At 72.0% G+C, this 14,332-nt stretch carries 13 protein-coding genes; 12 read left to right on the top strand and 1 reads right to left on the bottom strand.

Annotation, left to right across the window (positions count from 1 at the left end):
• Window positions 1-59 precede the first annotated feature (59 nt).
• From ACZ6S4_RS32045 to ACZ6S4_RS32100, 12 genes are all read left to right on the top strand, one after another.
• Window positions 60-1,610, top strand: a complete 1,551-nt coding sequence (locus ACZ6S4_RS32045) for a phage tail sheath family protein (protein WP_465478490.1) — start codon at window positions 60-62, stop codon at window positions 1,608-1,610.
• 22 nt (window positions 1,611-1,632) lie between these two features.
• The gene (locus ACZ6S4_RS32050) at window positions 1,633-2,070 is read left to right on the top strand and encodes a phage tail protein (RefSeq protein WP_360544600.1); all 438 of its coding nucleotides are present in this window, start codon (window positions 1,633-1,635) and stop codon (window positions 2,068-2,070) included.
• A gap of 2 nt (window positions 2,071-2,072) precedes the next feature.
• Complete coding sequence (locus tag ACZ6S4_RS32055) at window positions 2,073-2,516, top strand: hypothetical protein (protein WP_465478491.1); 444 nt, start codon at window positions 2,073-2,075, stop codon at window positions 2,514-2,516.
• Window positions 2,462-2,671, top strand: a complete 210-nt coding sequence (locus ACZ6S4_RS32060; protein ID WP_360544604.1) for a DUF6760 family protein — start codon at window positions 2,462-2,464, stop codon at window positions 2,669-2,671. The genes ACZ6S4_RS32055 and ACZ6S4_RS32060 overlap by 55 nt, the downstream gene beginning before the upstream one ends.
• Window positions 2,672-4,804: 2,133 nt before the next feature.
• Window positions 4,805-5,269: a hypothetical protein gene (locus ACZ6S4_RS32065; protein ID WP_465478492.1), complete on the top strand. Its 465-nt coding sequence runs from the start codon at window positions 4,805-4,807 to the stop codon at window positions 5,267-5,269.
• A gap of 25 nt (window positions 5,270-5,294) precedes the next feature.
• Window positions 5,295-5,732 (top strand): phage tail protein, encoded by a 438-nt coding sequence (locus tag ACZ6S4_RS32070; protein ID WP_465478493.1) that lies wholly within the window; start codon window positions 5,295-5,297, stop codon window positions 5,730-5,732.
• A gap of 10 nt (window positions 5,733-5,742) precedes the next feature.
• On the top strand, window positions 5,743-6,513 hold the full coding sequence (locus tag ACZ6S4_RS32075) for a CIS tube protein (RefSeq protein WP_433719307.1): 771 nt from the start codon (window positions 5,743-5,745) through the stop codon (window positions 6,511-6,513).
• Window positions 6,506-8,248, top strand: coding sequence for a VgrG-related protein (locus ACZ6S4_RS32080; protein WP_465478494.1), 1,743 nt, complete (start codon window positions 6,506-6,508; stop codon window positions 8,246-8,248). The genes ACZ6S4_RS32075 and ACZ6S4_RS32080 overlap by 8 nt, the downstream gene beginning before the upstream one ends.
• Before the next feature lie 14 nt (window positions 8,249-8,262).
• Window positions 8,263-8,544 (top strand): PAAR domain-containing protein, encoded by a 282-nt coding sequence (locus tag ACZ6S4_RS32085; protein WP_465478495.1) that lies wholly within the window; start codon window positions 8,263-8,265, stop codon window positions 8,542-8,544.
• A gap of 1 nt (window position 8,545) precedes the next feature.
• On the top strand, window positions 8,546-8,977 hold the full coding sequence (locus ACZ6S4_RS32090) for a GPW/gp25 family protein (protein ID WP_433719315.1): 432 nt from the start codon (window positions 8,546-8,548) through the stop codon (window positions 8,975-8,977).
• On the top strand, window positions 8,977-10,911 hold the full coding sequence (locus ACZ6S4_RS32095) for a putative baseplate assembly protein (RefSeq protein ID WP_465478496.1): 1,935 nt from the start codon (window positions 8,977-8,979) through the stop codon (window positions 10,909-10,911). The genes ACZ6S4_RS32090 and ACZ6S4_RS32095 overlap by 1 nt, the downstream gene beginning before the upstream one ends.
• A gap of 2 nt (window positions 10,912-10,913) precedes the next feature.
• Window positions 10,914-11,486: a phage tail protein gene (locus tag ACZ6S4_RS32100; protein ID WP_465478497.1), complete on the top strand. Its 573-nt coding sequence runs from the start codon at window positions 10,914-10,916 to the stop codon at window positions 11,484-11,486.
• Here the strand turns inward: ACZ6S4_RS32100 and ACZ6S4_RS32105 are convergent.
• Window positions 11,480-14,275, bottom strand: a complete 2,796-nt coding sequence (locus ACZ6S4_RS32105) for a winged helix-turn-helix domain-containing protein (protein WP_465478498.1) — start codon at window positions 14,273-14,275, stop codon at window positions 11,480-11,482. The genes ACZ6S4_RS32100 and ACZ6S4_RS32105 overlap by 7 nt on opposite strands.
• Window positions 14,276-14,332: the final 57 nt, after the last annotated feature.

Below are 14,332 nucleotides of genomic sequence, written 5' to 3' on the forward strand. Positions count from 1 at the left end.
TGCCGCAGCCCCGGATTCGGCGAAACCATCGAGAGAACCAGCCCAGACCTGGAGGCGCCATGCCCACCTACCTGTCCCCCGGCGTGTACGTCGAGGAGGTCAGCTCCGGCTCGCGGCCGATCGAAGGGGTCGGCACGGCCGTCGCCGGCTTCATCGGGTTCGCGTCACAAGGGCCGTTCAACACGCCGACGCTGGTCTCCAACTGGAGCCAGTTCACCGAGCAGTTCGGCGACTTCGTCGAGGGCTGCTACCTGGCCCACGCCGTGTACGGCTACTTCCTCAACGGCGGCGGCAACTGTTACGTGGTGCGGCTCGGCGGTGCTCGCGATCAGGGCAACGGCAAGTCCGACGTGCCGCAGGCGATGCTCGGGCCGTACCGGGTGGTCGCCAAGGAGACCCGCTCGGGCCGCTCGCCGGCCGAGATCTCCGTCGAGGTGACCGATCCGCCGCCGCCGGCCGAGGGCCAGCCGCCCGCCGAGGACCGCTTCAACCTGGTGGTCAAGCGCGGCGGCCGGGTCGTGGAGACGTACGACGGCGTGACGGTCAAGCGCGGCAAGGAAAACGTCGTGACGGCCGTCCGCGAGCGGTCCAAGCTCATCACGCTGGAGGAGCCGTCCGCGGCCCCGGACAGCGTGAGCACGCCGCCGCGGGGCACGGTTGCGCTGCGGGAGGCGCCCGCCGCACCGGCGACGCCACGCCAGATGGGTACGGAGGACTACGTCGGCGACGCCAGCGAGCGCACCGGGGTCGGCGGCCTGGAAGCCATCGACGAGATCACCATGGTGTCCGCGCCCGACCTGATGGGGGCGTACCACCGCGGCATCGTCGACCTCGAGTCGGTCAAGGCGGTCCAGCTGGCCATGATCGCCCACTGTGAGCAGATGGGCGACCGGATGGCGATCCTCGACCCGCCGCCGTCGCTGTCCGCGCAGCAGATGCGGGAGTGGCGCACCGATCTGGCCGGCTACGACACGGCCTACGGCGCTCTGTACTACCCCTGGGTCAAGGTCTTCGACCCGGCCACCGGCACCAACGTCTTCGTCCCGCCCAGCGGGCACGTGGCCGGGGTGTGGGCCCGCAACGACGCCACCCGCGGCGTGCACAAGGCGCCGGCGAACGAGGTCATCCGCGGCGCCATCGCCCTGGAGACGCACCTGACCCGCGGCGAGCAGGAGCTGCTGAACCCGAACGGGGTCAACTGCATCCGCGCGTTCCCCGGCCGCGGCGTACGGATCTGGGGCGCCCGCACCCTCTCCAGCGATCCGGAATGGCGGTACCTCAACGTCCGGCGGCTCTTCAATTTCCTGGAGGAGTCGATCCTCAACGGCACCCAGTGGGTGGTGTTCGAGCCCAACGACGACGCGCTGTGGGCCAAGGTACGCCGCACCATCAGCGCCTTTTTGGTGCTGCAGTGGAACAGCGGCGCACTGTTCGGCCTGACCCCGACCGAGGCCTTCTTCGTCAAGTGCGACCGGGAGACCAACCCGGCCGAGAGCATCGACGCGGGGCAGGTCATCTGCGAGATCGGCGTCGCCCCGGTGAAGCCGGCCGAGTTCGTCATCTTCCGCCTGGCCCAGATGTCCGGCGGCAACAGCCTGGTCAGCGAGTAGTCGCAGAGGAGGAGACCCAGCCATGGACGAACTCGACAAGGCCGTAGGTCATGCGTTCGGCCTCGAGGTGGACGGCGTCGTCATCAAGCAGATCAACGAGGTCAGCGGCCTCAAGATGGAGCAGGACGTCATCGAGCTCAAGCAGAACACCAGCGACGGCAAGTACGTCATCAAGAAACTGCCCGGCCGGCCCAAGGCGGGCGAGGTGACCCTGACCCGCGGCCTGACCGGTGACAACAGCTTCGAGAAATGGGTCCAGGCGGCTCAGTTCGGCAAGATGGCCGACGCCCGCAAAGGCGGCGCGATCATCGTGTACGACTACGAGGGCACGGCGATCAAACGCTACAAGCTGACCAACGCGTGGCCCAAGAGCCTGGAGATCGGCGCCCTCAAGGCGGGCGACACCAGCGTGCTCACGGAGAAGATCGTCATCACGTACGAGCGCATGGAAGTCGAGTAGCCATGCGGCGCACGATCGCCACGGTGGAACAACCCGAGTCCCGTCCCCAGCAGCAGCAGGAGGCGCGCCCGGAGCCACTGCGCACCGAGTTCGCCTTCGAACTGCCCCGAGGCTACGTCGACGGATCAGGAACGGTGCACCGCTCAGGTTCGATGCGCCTGGCCACCGCCCGCGACGAACTGGTGCCGCTGCGGGACGACCGCGTTCGGGAGAACCCGGCGTACCTGACCGTGGTGCTGCTGGCCAGGGTCGTCACCCGGATCGGCCCGATCACCGACGTGCACGCGGGCATCGTGGAACAGCTCTTCGCCGGCGACCTGGCCTTCCTGCAGGACCTCTACCGGCGCATCAACAGCGAGGGCCACACCCGGGCGGCGGTCGCCTGCCCGGAATGCGGCCACCGCTTCGCGATCGACCTGGCCGGTGGGCGCCTGGGGGAATCCTGACGTACGCGGCCGGCCGCCTCTACGAGGAGGTCGCGTACGTCGCGTACCACTTCCACTGGCCGCTGGACGACATCCTCGACCTGGAACACGCCGAACGCCGCCGCTTCGTCGGCGAGATAGCCAAGCTCAACACGCGGATCAGCGAGGGAAGGTGAGCGCAGATGTGGCCGTGGCGGCGGACCGCCGAGCGCGAGGTGGCCGGACCGCCTCCCGTCGTGGCCAGGCGGCGGGAGTGGGCGGATCTGCCGCCGGTGCAGCGGGTCATCGGGGTGCATCCGCTGATCGACCCGCCGGGCCGGTTCGCCGGGGAGCTGGCGTCGTGGCAGAGCCCCGGGTTTCTGGCGCCGCTGGGTCACGTGGTCACGCCGGAGGAGCCGTCGGGGGTGGTGGAGGCGGTCCCGGCGGTGCCAGTTTCGCCGGTGATGGCCGATCAGAAGCGGCCCTCGGCTGGTGGCGGGCGGTTGAGTGCGTTCGTCCAGCGGTGGACGGCAGAGCCGTCGGCCACAGTGGACCCGCCCGTGGTTGATGTCGGTGACGACACGTCCGCGCCGGACGCGGCTCCAGGGACCGACCTGCCCGATGCGGGATCGCCAGTGCTGGTTCCGCAGATGACGGACCCGCCGGCGGCTGCAGTTGACCTTTCCATGACGAGGCAGACCCCATCTGCAGAAGGTTCGCCGGCTCAGCATGCGGCGATCTCGGCGCCGCAGGTGCAGCGGGCGGTGGACCCGCTCACGCCGCGCCGCGATGAAGCGAACTCGGCGCCCCGGGCGCAACGCTCGGTAGAGCCGCTGCCGCCGAGCCGGCTTGCCGCGAGTCCGAAGGCGGCGGGCACGCCCGCGGAAAACTCGGTCCAGCGAGCGACCGGCCCAGCGCCGGGCGCCGTCGACCCAATTCCGCCGGACCAGCCGGCAACGAGCCCGGTGCCGCACGCCCAGCGTGCGGATGACTCGCTGCCGCCGGTTCACCCTGCTACGAGCCCGGAGCTGCCGAGCGAACGTGGGACAGACTCGTCCTCGCTGATCCAGCATGCGACGGGCCTGATGCCACACGTCCAGCGCGCGATGGGCTCACCCTCGATACGTCAGCCTGGTGTGAACCCGAAGTCGCCAGCCGAGCATGCGGTGGACCAGCTGCCGCCGGCCCGGCACGCGGCCGGCCCGCCGCTGGAGGCCCAGCGCGCGGTAGAACCGCTACCGCCGACCCAGCACGCGGCTGGCCCGGCGCCGCAGGCGCAGCGTGCGGTAGACCCGATGCCGCCGGTCAGCCATGCAGCCGGCCCGGCACAGCAGGCCCAGCACGCAGTAGACCCGCCCCCACCGCGTCAGCCTGCTGCGGGTCCGACATCGTCGGCCCAGCGCGTGGTAGACCAGCTGCCACCGGCTCGGCGCGCGGTGGATGTGCCGCCGATCCAGCAATCGCCAGAACCTGGAACAAACCGCGATGCGGCCTATCTCCCTCCCTTAGTCCAAGGTGGACTCGCGCCGTCGCCGGTCGCGCAGCGTGCCTTTGATCCACCGCCAGTAGTCACGAAGGCAGCCGACCCGCTCCCCAGGACCGAGCAGAGCACAGAGTCGCCGCCGCCAGTCTCCGACGAACCTCCGCTACCGGTCCAGCACCCCACCGAACCACCGCAAGCGATCCATCCGTCCACCGAGCTACCGCAACCGATCCGGCCCTCCATCGGGCCACCGGAGACGATCCAGCCCTTCACCGATCCGCCGCTAGCGATTCGGCCCCTCCCCGAGCGGCCCCCTATCGAGGACAGCGTCGGACCATCGGCGCTCAACCAACAAGCCGTCGAACGACAGAAGTCCGACCATCATGGAGCTCGGCGAACCGCGGACCTGCCTCTACCTCCGGCTATCCAGCGGGAGGTTAGCGTCTCCATGAGCTCGCTCACCTCAGGACGAGAGCCGCCTGGGACCGCCCAGCGCACCACGCTCGGCGATGCACCGCCCCCTCGCCGGCTGGGCCTCGGCGCGCCGATCGTGCCACCACCGCCCCCACAACCCACACTGCTCGACCGACCGGCCGGACCCACCCGCGCCATCGGTCCGCCCCTCACCACATCCCCGACCCTGCAACGAATTGAGACATCGCCGACCGCCGGAGTGGACGCTGAGAACACCCAGAAGATGCTGACCTCAACCCGAGGCGCACAAGTCGACCCCGCCGCCACAATTCGCCTCCCGGACAGCGAGCACGCGACGCACAGTCCCCAGTACGGGCCGACCCCGCCACAACCCCTGCTCCCCCTGGCCCGAGCAATCGAAGAACCGCCCGCGGTGGCCCGCCTGCTCGCCGACCGCCCCCCGCTCCTCGCCGCGCAACGCACCACCGACATCGCCATGCCGGCCGCCCCACCACCCGGCCGGGCGGCAACCCAGCCCACCCCACCTCGCCCCACCGCCTCCCCCGGGATGCCGACGATCGTTTCGTGGCCGGACGAGCCACCGCCGCTCCCGACCTCAGGGACCGCCCAGCGAGCCGTACAAGTGATGCAGGCGACCGCCGAGCCCGCAGCCGCCGCTGCGACCGAGGTGCCGATCCCGCCCGACAGCCCACCCGCAACCGTCGCCGGCAGCCCACCCGCAACGGTCACCGCCGGCCCGCCCCCGCAGCCATCCCCCACCCCACCCCCACCGGAAGAGCTGCTCAAGACCCTGTTCGACCCGCTCTACCGCCGGCTACGGGCCGAACTGCGCAAGGACCGGGACCGTCGCGGCCTGATCACCGACCTGCGGCGCTGAGGCGTCCGAGAGAGGGAGTGCCACCATGACCGACACCGATGAGGCGGTGGCCGTCTGTTTCGTCGTCAGCATCGACGACGACAACCTCGGCTCCTTCAACAGTTGTGACGGTCTGGGCTGTGAGGTCGTCATGGAGCAGCGGGAGGAGGGCGGCAGCAACGGGGTCGTCTGGCAGTTGCCCACCCGCATGAAGTACTCGAACGTCAAGCTGTCCCGGCCGGTGACCAGCGCCAGCGCCGGGATTCTGCGGTACTTCACCGAGATGACCAGTGGCGTCAAGCGCCGGACCGCGACCATCGAGGCGCGTACCCAGGAGGGCACGGTCATTGCCCGGTGGGCGCTGACCGGGGTGATTCCGGTGCGGTGGACCGGGCCGCAGCTGAGCGCCGACTCGCCGAAGGTGGCCACCGAGACCCTCGAGCTGGCCCATCACGGCTTCCTGGCGCCCGGCGCCGGGGCCTGAGGCGGACGTGATGACCTCGCCCGTGACGTTCACCGCAGCCGGCGCCGCACCGCCGGCTGCCGGGGCCCCGGCCAATCTGCAGCATGCGTACCTCGAGCTGCGGGAGCCGCCCTCGGACGGCAGCACCGCCGCGCCCAGCGGGGTACGGATCGGCCGGATCGACTTCCAGTTCAACCCGAAGGAGTTGAGCCTCACCAAGAACGCCAAGTGGTCGCGGGAGAACCAGCGCAGCGCGCCGAAGAGCGGGCCGGTCCAGTTCACCGGCTCGGACCCGAGCAAGCTGACCCTGGAGATGTTCTTCGACGCCACCGACACCATGGACGACCGGGTGCCGAAGATCGTCGATCAGCTCTTCGCCTGCTGCGTGCCGACGGACAAGAGCCGCCAGGCGAAGAAGGCGTCGCCGCCGTGGGTCATCTTCCGCTGGGGCGGGATGACCGGCTTCCCCGGCTTCGTCAGCAGCGTCACGGCGAAGTACACGCTTTTCACGCCGAGCGGCAATCCGGTACGGGCGGTGTGCACCGTGACGCTGGAAGAGATTTCCGGCGAGCGTGGCGGCCAGAACCCGACCTCCGGGGCACTGGCCGCACGGGACGCGCACGTGGTGGTGGCCGGCGACACCCTGCCGTCGGTGGCGTTCCACGCGTACGGCGACCCGAACCTGTGGCGGGCTGTCGCCGAGGCCAACGGGATCGACGACCCGATGCGGCTCCGCGCGGGCACCCGGCTCCTGCTGCCGGCCCTGGACGAGCTGGTGGCGGAGGGCTTCAGCCATGGCTAACGAGAGCTTCGCCAACACGCTGATCGTCGAGCTCAACGGTTCCGCCTTGGCGGCCGACGTGATGTCGCTGCTCACCCAGGCCTACGTCGACGACAGCGTGCACCTGCCGGACCTCTGCGTGCTGCGGTTCCGGGATCCGGAGCAGCTGGTGGTGGCCAAGTCCAAGGTGAAGATCGGTTCGGTGCTGACGGTGAAGGTGCAGACCGCCGAGCCGGGGCCGCCGCAGCCGCTGATGATCGGTGAGGTGACCGCCCTGGAGGTGGACATCGACCCGGCCGGGACGTTCACCGAGATACGCGCACTGGATCGGGCGCACCGGCTGTTCCGGGGAAGGCGGGTGGCGGCGTACCCGAACATGACCATCCCGGACGTGGTCCGCAAGGTCACCGACCGGGCCGGTCTCAAGCCCGGCCGGATCGCAGCCGGTTCCGGGGCCGGCGGGCAGTCCGACACGCAGCTGAGCCAGGACAACGTCAGCGACTGGGAGTTCCTGAGCCGGCTGGCCTACCTGGTCGGGGCGCGGCTCACCGTCGTCGACAGCACGCTGGACTTCCGCGTACCGGATCCGCCCACCGGGGCACCGCCGACCACCGTGGCCGCCACCCGCGATCCGCTCGTGCTTGAGGTGAACCGCAACCTGGTGTCGTTGCGGGCCTGTCTGAGCGCGGCCGAGCAGGTGCCGGAGGTGGAGGCGCGGGGGTGGAACGCCGACCAGAAGCAGGAACTCACCGCCACCGCCGTTCCCCGCGTCCCGGGTACGGAGGTGGCGGGCCTGGACCCGGTGGCGATGGCGCGGACGTTCGGCAGCCCGCCGCTGCTGGCCTCAGGTGCGGCTTACCACAATCATGGTGAGGTCAAGGCGGCCGCGCAGGCCCTCGCCGATCAGATCGGTGGTGCCTGCGCCGAGCTGGACGGCGTGGCCAAGGGCAACCCCAGGCTGCGTGCCGGTACGGCCGTCACGCTGGCCGGCCTGGGCGAGCCGTTCGCCGGCAAGTACACGCTGACCAGCACCCGGCACCAGTTCGGCGACCAGGCCGGCTACACCACCGCGTTCACCGTGTCCGGCCGCCAGGAACGCTCGCTCTACGGGCTGGTCTCCGGCGGCGCCGAGGCGACGATGCCCCGGGTGACCGGAGGGCTGGTGCCGGCCATCGTCAGCGACGTCCGGGACCCGCTCAAGGCCGGCCGGGTCCGGGTCACGCTGCCCTGGCTGTCCAAGGACTTCACCAGCGGCTGGGCCCGTACCGTGCACGCCGGCGCCGGCCGGGACCGCGGGTTCTTCGTGCTGCCCGAGGTCGGCGACGAGGTGCTGGTCGGGTTCGCCGGCGGTGACCTGGACACGCCGTACGTGCTCGGCGGTCTGCACAACGGCAAGGACACCCCGCCGGCCACCGAGGTGCCGGCCATCGACGACGCGAGCGGCGAGATCGGCGTACGGGCGATCGTCAGCCGGACCGGGCACCGCCTGGAGCTGATCGACTCCCCGCGCGGCGACGCGGTGCTGTTGCGCACCGGCAGCGGCAAGCTGCTGCTCAAGCTGGACGGCGCCGCGAACACCGTGGAGCTGACCAGCGCCGGCCCGGTGAAGATCAGCGGGATGGGCGTCACGGTCGACGCCGGGGCCGGGCTGCTCGACCTCAAGGGCGCGCAGGTGAAGATCGCGGGCCAGAGCACCGCGGAACTGACCGCCGGCGGCGCGCTGACCGTGCGCGGCGGAATCGTCCGGATCAACTAGAGGAGACGGTCACGATGCCACCGGCGGCGAGGGTCGGCGATCCCACCGGTCACCCGGGTGTGCTGGCGCCGCCGGGCGTGCCCACGGTGCTGATCGGCGGGCTGCCGGCGGCCACGGTCGGCGGGCTGCACACGTGCTCGTTCCCGCCGCCGGCCGTGCACCCGCCGACCCCGATCGCCCCGCCGGGCTGTCCCACCGTGCTCATCGCCGGCATGCCCGCCGCCCGGATGGGTGACCTGGCCGCCTGCGGGGCGCCGATCGTGGCCGGCTGCTTCACCGTGCTGATCGGAGGCTGAGATGCGCGAGGAGTTCATCGGCGCCGGCTGGGCCTTCCCGGTGCACACCGACGTCACCGGCTCGATCGCGCTGGTCGCCGGCGAGCGCGAGGTGATCGAGAGCATTCAGCTGATCCTGGCCACGGCCCCCGGCGAGCGGCCGATGCGGCCGGAGTTCGGCTGCGCCATCCACGACCTGGTGTTCGCGTCGGCGGACGCGGCCACGGCCGGGCAGATCGCGTACGAGGTGCGGCTGGCCCTGGACCGCTGGGAGCCCCGGATCATGGTCAGCGACGTCGTGGTGTCCTTCGACCGGGCCGACCGCGGCACCCTGCTCATCGAGATCCGCTACCTGATCCGCGGCGACAACGACCCGCGCAACCTGGTCTTCCCCTTCTACGTCATCCCCGCCCACGACGGCGGCGACGGCGCTATCGAGCAGGACGGTGTCTGATGTCGCTGCCGGCCCCCAACCTCGACGACCGCCGCTTCCAGGACCTCGTGGACGAGGCCAAACGCCTGGTGCAGCGCAACTGTCCGGAGTGGACGGACCACAACGTCTCCGATCCGGGGGTCACCCTGATCGAGACCTTCGCCATGATGGTCGACCAGCTCATCTACCGGCTCAACCGGGTGCCGGACCTGCACTACCTGCGGTTCCTGGAGCTGATCGGGCTGCGGCTGTTCCCGCCGACCGCCGCCCGGTGCGACGTCACCTTCTGGCTGTCGGCCGCGCGGGACGCCGCCGTGACGGTCCCGGCGGGCGCCGAGGTGGCGTGCGTGCAGACCGAGGCGGAGGAGCCGGTCGTCTTCCACACCCGCGACGACCTTTTCATCGTGCCGTGCTCGCTGTCGCGGATCATGACCTGGAGTGCGGGCGGGCAGCCGTTCGACCGCACCGAGGATCTGCGCGGCGGTGCCGGTGTGGAGTGTTTCGCACAGCCTCCCGGGATCGGCGACGCCGTCCTGTTCGGACTGTCAGCCGCAGTCCCCCGGTGCGCGGTGCTGCTTCGGCTGGACTGCCCGGTCCGCGGCGTGGGCGTCCGGCCCGACGATCCGCCGCTGCAGTGGGAGGCCTGGACCGGTACGGAATGGGCGCCGTGCGAGGTCGACCGCGACGACACCGGCGGCCTCAACAAGCCCGGCGACGTGGTGCTGCACGTGCCTCCGTCGCACGTCGTGTCGCTGATCGGCCGGCACCGCGCGGGCTGGCTGCGCTGCCGGACGGTCGAACCGCGGCCCAAGCAGGCGTACTACACCAACACTCCGGGGATCCTCGGGGTGAGCGCCGCGACCATCGGCGGGACCATCGGCGCCGAGCACTCCGACACGGTGGAGCACGAGGTGGTCGGGATGTCGGAAGGCGTACCGGGTCAGCGTTTCCCGTTGCAGCGCCGGCCGGTGGCCGCCACCGGCGACCTGGTCGTCGAGGTCGCCGGCGGCAACGACTGGGAGCAGTGGCACGAGGTGCAGACGTTCGCCGCCTCAGGCTCAGGTGACCCGCACTTCATGGTCGACCGGGTGCAGGGCGAGGTGGTGTTCGGGCCGGCGACCCGCGAGCCGGACGGGACTCTGCGCTACTACGGCAAGGTCCCGCCGAAGGCCGCGCCGATCCGGGTGCCGCGGTACCGCACCGGCGGCGGCAAGCGCGGCAACGTGGCCCGCAACGTCCTGCGCGTGCAACGAGATCCGGTGCCGTTCGTGACCAGCGTGACCAATCGGCGGGCGGGCAGCGGCGGGGTCGACGGCGAATCGGTGGCCGACGCGGCGCTGCGCGGGCCGCTGCTGCTGCGGACCCGGGACCGGGCGGTGACCGTGGACGACTACGAGTACCTGGCCCGCGAGGCTGCGCCGGACGTGGCCCGGGTCAAGTGCGTACCGGTGCCGGACCAGCCCGGGGCGGTGCGGCTGCTGGTCGTACCGAAGGTGTCCGAGGCGCTGGATCCCGCCGCGGCCGAACCGCAGCCGAGCGACGAGACGCTCGCCCGGATCGCCGACTACCTGGAGGAACGGCGGTGCCTCGGCGCCCGCGTCATGGTCGAGCCGCCGTACTACCTGGGCGTCACGGTGGTCGCGCAGTTGCACGCGCGGACGCGTACCACTCGCGACACGCTGCTCAGCCAGGCCACCGAAGCGCTGTACCGCTACCTGAACCCGGTCGTCGGCGGCCCGGACGGCACCGGCTGGCCGTTCGGCCGGCCGGTGCAGTCCGGCGAGATCTTCGCCGTGCTCCAGCGGCTGCCCGGGGTCGATCTGGTCGAGGACGTCCAGCTGTACGAGGCCAGGGCGCGCAGCTCACCCGACGTGCGGCCGGTGCAGCGCATCGACCTGCCACCGCACGGCCTGGTGATATCTCGCGGCCACCAGATCAGGATCACCGAAGGATGAGCATGCGCACGGGACTCGACCAGGCGCCGACCGCCCACCCGATCGGCCAGACCCTGCCGGCCGTCTATCAGGAGTACGAGTTCGTCCAGCAGCTCACCGCGGCGCTGGACGAGGTGCTGGCCCCGGCGCTGCTGACCCTGGACAGCTTCGCCGCGTACCTCGACCCGCACCTGGCGCCGGATGACTTCCTCGACTGGCTCGCCGGCTGGGTCGCGTACCCGCTGGACGAGACGTGGCCGCTGGCGCAGCGGCGGGCCCTGGTGGCCGAGGCCGTGCAGCTGCACCGGTGGCGTGGGACCCGGCGTGGTTTGGCCAAACACGTCGAGCTGCTCACCGGCGGCACGGTCGAGGTGGTGGACACCGGCGGCTGCGGCTGGTCCCCGCACCCCGGTTCGCGGCTGCCGGGCACGCCGGAGCCCCGGATCGAGGTGACGGTCCGGACCCGTGCGGGTGCCCCGGTCGACCCGGCCCGGATCCGGACGCTGATCGTGGACTCGCTGCCGGCGCACGTACCGGTGACGGTCCGGGCGGAGTCGGTCGCCGTCGGCCGGGCCCGGGTGCACCGCGATCAGTGAACGACCTGCGACGAGATGCCCAGCTCGGCGAGGGCTTCGGCATAACGGCCGCGGGCCCGCTGGGCGGCGCCCAGGTCGCCGTTGCGCTCGTACGCCGCGACGAGCACCCGCCAGCCCTCGTCGTGGTACCGGTCGATGGCCAGGCACCGCTCGGCCGCCACGGTGGCCTCGACCGCCGCACCCCCGTCCAGCTCGTACGCGGCGAGCTGGGCGGCGGCGATGGCCACGGCAGTACGCAGGACGTCGCGTTCATGGACCACCCATTCCTCCGTACCGTCCTGGGGCAGCAGGTCGCCGCCGTAACCACCGACCGCCGCCCGCAGGGCCCGCACCGCGCCGGCCCGGTCCCCGGCGAGCTGCCGGCGCCGGGCGTCGTCAAGCGCGGCGCGCACCTCGGTGACGTCGCAGGAGGACGGTGGCGGCAGGGCCAGCCGGTAGCCGTCGCCCTCGCGGACCAGCAGCCGGGCGTGCCCGCGCGGGGATTCCGGCTCCAGTAACTTGCGCAGGCTGGACACGGCGACGTGCAGGTTGTGCGCGGCGGTGGCCGGCGACAGGCCGGGCCACAACGCCTCCACGAGGGCATCGCGGTGCACGGCGGCGCCGGCGTTCATGGCCAGCAGGCGCAACAGGCTGCGGACGCGCGGCTTGACCGTCGACTGGTCCACCGGCAGCCCGGCCCGCTCGACGCTGAAGCCACCCAGACACCGCACGGTGATCGGGGGTGCCGCACCGGCCCCGGCGTACGGCGGCTCGGCGGCGTCGAGCCACGCCTCGGTCAGGCTGCCGGGCAGCCCGCACTCCGCGGCGAAACTCCGCGCCCGGGCCGCCGACCCGGGCGGGCACCCCGGCACGCCGGCCGTCGCGGCGAACGCGAGCGCCCGGGCACCCGGAACCCCCGCCGACCGGGCCACCGCCGCGGCCTGAGCGGCCAGCAGATCGGCGTCCGGCAGATCCGCCACGGCCGCGGCCAGCGCGTGCATGGCCTGCAGCCAGGCGAGCAGCACCGCGGCGTCCAGCTGCCGGCACCGCCGTACCAGATCGGCGATCTCGGCCGGATCGGCGCTCCCGGCGTGCGGCAGCCAGGCCAGCGCGGCCGCGACGACCTCACCCCAGGCGTCACCCTCGCGCGCGCACTCCTCCGCGATCGCCAGCGCCGTCTTGGCGCCCTGCTCGGTGCCGTCGACGGCCACGGCGGCGCGCGCCATTCGCGCCAGCCACAGCGCCTCGTGCTCGGCCTCCAGCGCGACCTGGGCCAGCGTGACCGGCCCGGCAGGTGAGTGGGCGGCGGCCTGCGCCGCGCCGTGCAACAGCCGCAGAGCCATCCCGAGCACCCCCGGCACCTCCGCGTCCGTCGCGGCAAGCTCGCGGCGGGCCCCGAGCAGATCACCGGCAAGGGTACGGGCGACGACCCGTACCAGCCGCCCGCCGGGACCGGGCAGCTCATCGGCGCGCCCGGCCACCATCGCCGGGTGTCCCTGGGTGGCGGCCCGCAACCAGTTCGGCCACGCCCCCTGGGCCCGCTGCGGGCCGGACAACCAGACGTTCGCCCGGGCCAGCGCCTGCTGACAGTGCGCCCGCCCGTCCGCGTCGGTGAACAGCCCGTGCGCGTGCCGGAACGACTCGATGGCGCCGACGAGCTGCCCGCGGCTGAACCGGTGCCGGCCCTCGGCGAGCATCAGCCACGGATCCTCGGCGACAAGCCAGGCCGGCAGCACGTCCCGCCACGGCTCCACACCGTCCGCGATCAGGCCCGGCCCCAGCCGGCCCAGCAGCCGGCGCACACTCGACCAACGGCCGGCCCGCGCGTACGAGCGGGCGGCCTCGGCGTACGCGTCCTCCCGCTCCAGGATCTGCGCCGCCCGCACATGCCACTGCCGGGCGCCGTCCTCGCCGAGATCATCGACCAGCGTGGCGGCCAGATGCGACCGGAGCACCTCGTGGTACCGGTAGGTCCAGCCGCCGTCGGCGCTGGTGGTGAAGGCCTGCAGCCGTTCCAGCTCGGCCAGGATCAGGTGGCTGTCCCGCTGGCCGAGCAGCTCGTCGCAGCGCGGGCCGGTGAGCGTGTCGAAAACCCCGGTGCGGATGAGGAAGGAATGCAGGTGGGCGGGGAGGTCGGCGAGCACCGTACGGGCCAGGTAGGCGCGGCAGAGCGACGCACGCCCGTCGAGCGCGGCGACGGCGGCCCGGCGGTCGGCCACCGGCCGGCCACGGGTCGAAAGATGGAAAAGATGAAGCCCGGCAGGCCACCCACCGACCCGGCGGGTGAGCGCGGCGATGTCACTGGGCGGAAGCGGCTCACGGTAGACGTCACGGAGCAGTTCCTCGGCCTCCCAGGCCCGGAACCGCATCTGGTCGGGGCCGATGGTGAGCAGGCCGGTGAGCTCATGCCGGGAGGTGTTGACGCCGGGCATGCGCCGCCCGGCCAGAACGGTGTGCAGTTGCGGAGGGGCGGCGACAAGCATGCGCTCGACGGCGCGCTCACCGTCGGACCCTTCCAGCCACTGCGCGTCGTCGATCACCAGCAGGGTGTCCTGCCGCAGCCCGGCCCCGAGATCCTCGGCGAACTCGACAAGATCGTGCGGCCGGTGCGGAACCGGCAGGCTGACCGGACAGGCCCGGCGAAGACGCCGGTTGAGGGTGGCGGGATCGGTATCACCAGGATCAGCGGTGATCCACACAACAGCACCGTCAAAAGCATGCGCATAGTGCGCAAGAAGCGTCGTCTTCCCAAACCCGGCCGGCGCGACGATGACCGCGAGGGGGGACTGACGAAGCGGGGTGAGCTCCATAAGCAGGCGAGGTCGAACCAGCCCTGTGGCGCCAGTGTGTCGGTAGGTTGGCACGGT

Source organism: Actinoplanes sp. NPDC051405, from assembly GCF_055586185.1.

Coding starts and splice junctions, on each gene's coding strand:
- ACZ6S4_RS32045 (WP_465478490.1), top strand. CDS start 60: ATGCCCACCTACCTGTCCCCCGGCGTGTACGTCGAGGAGGTCAGCTCC.
- ACZ6S4_RS32050 (WP_360544600.1), top strand. CDS start 1,633: ATGGACGAACTCGACAAGGCCGTAGGTCATGCGTTCGGCCTCGAGGTG.
- ACZ6S4_RS32055 (WP_465478491.1), top strand. CDS start 2,073: ATGCGGCGCACGATCGCCACGGTGGAACAACCCGAGTCCCGTCCCCAG.
- ACZ6S4_RS32060 (WP_360544604.1), top strand. CDS start 2,462: ATGCGGCCACCGCTTCGCGATCGACCTGGCCGGTGGGCGCCTGGGGGA.
- ACZ6S4_RS32070 (WP_465478493.1), top strand. CDS start 5,295: ATGACCGACACCGATGAGGCGGTGGCCGTCTGTTTCGTCGTCAGCATC.
- ACZ6S4_RS32075 (WP_433719307.1), top strand. CDS start 5,743: ATGACCTCGCCCGTGACGTTCACCGCAGCCGGCGCCGCACCGCCGGCT.
- ACZ6S4_RS32080 (WP_465478494.1), top strand. CDS start 6,506: ATGGCTAACGAGAGCTTCGCCAACACGCTGATCGTCGAGCTCAACGGT.
- ACZ6S4_RS32085 (WP_465478495.1), top strand. CDS start 8,263: ATGCCACCGGCGGCGAGGGTCGGCGATCCCACCGGTCACCCGGGTGTG.
- ACZ6S4_RS32090 (WP_433719315.1), top strand. CDS start 8,546: ATGCGCGAGGAGTTCATCGGCGCCGGCTGGGCCTTCCCGGTGCACACC.
- ACZ6S4_RS32095 (WP_465478496.1), top strand. CDS start 8,977: ATGTCGCTGCCGGCCCCCAACCTCGACGACCGCCGCTTCCAGGACCTC.
- ACZ6S4_RS32100 (WP_465478497.1), top strand. CDS start 10,914: ATGCGCACGGGACTCGACCAGGCGCCGACCGCCCACCCGATCGGCCAG.
- ACZ6S4_RS32105 (WP_465478498.1), bottom strand. CDS start 14,275: ATGGAGCTCACCCCGCTTCGTCAGTCCCCCCTCGCGGTCATCGTCGCG.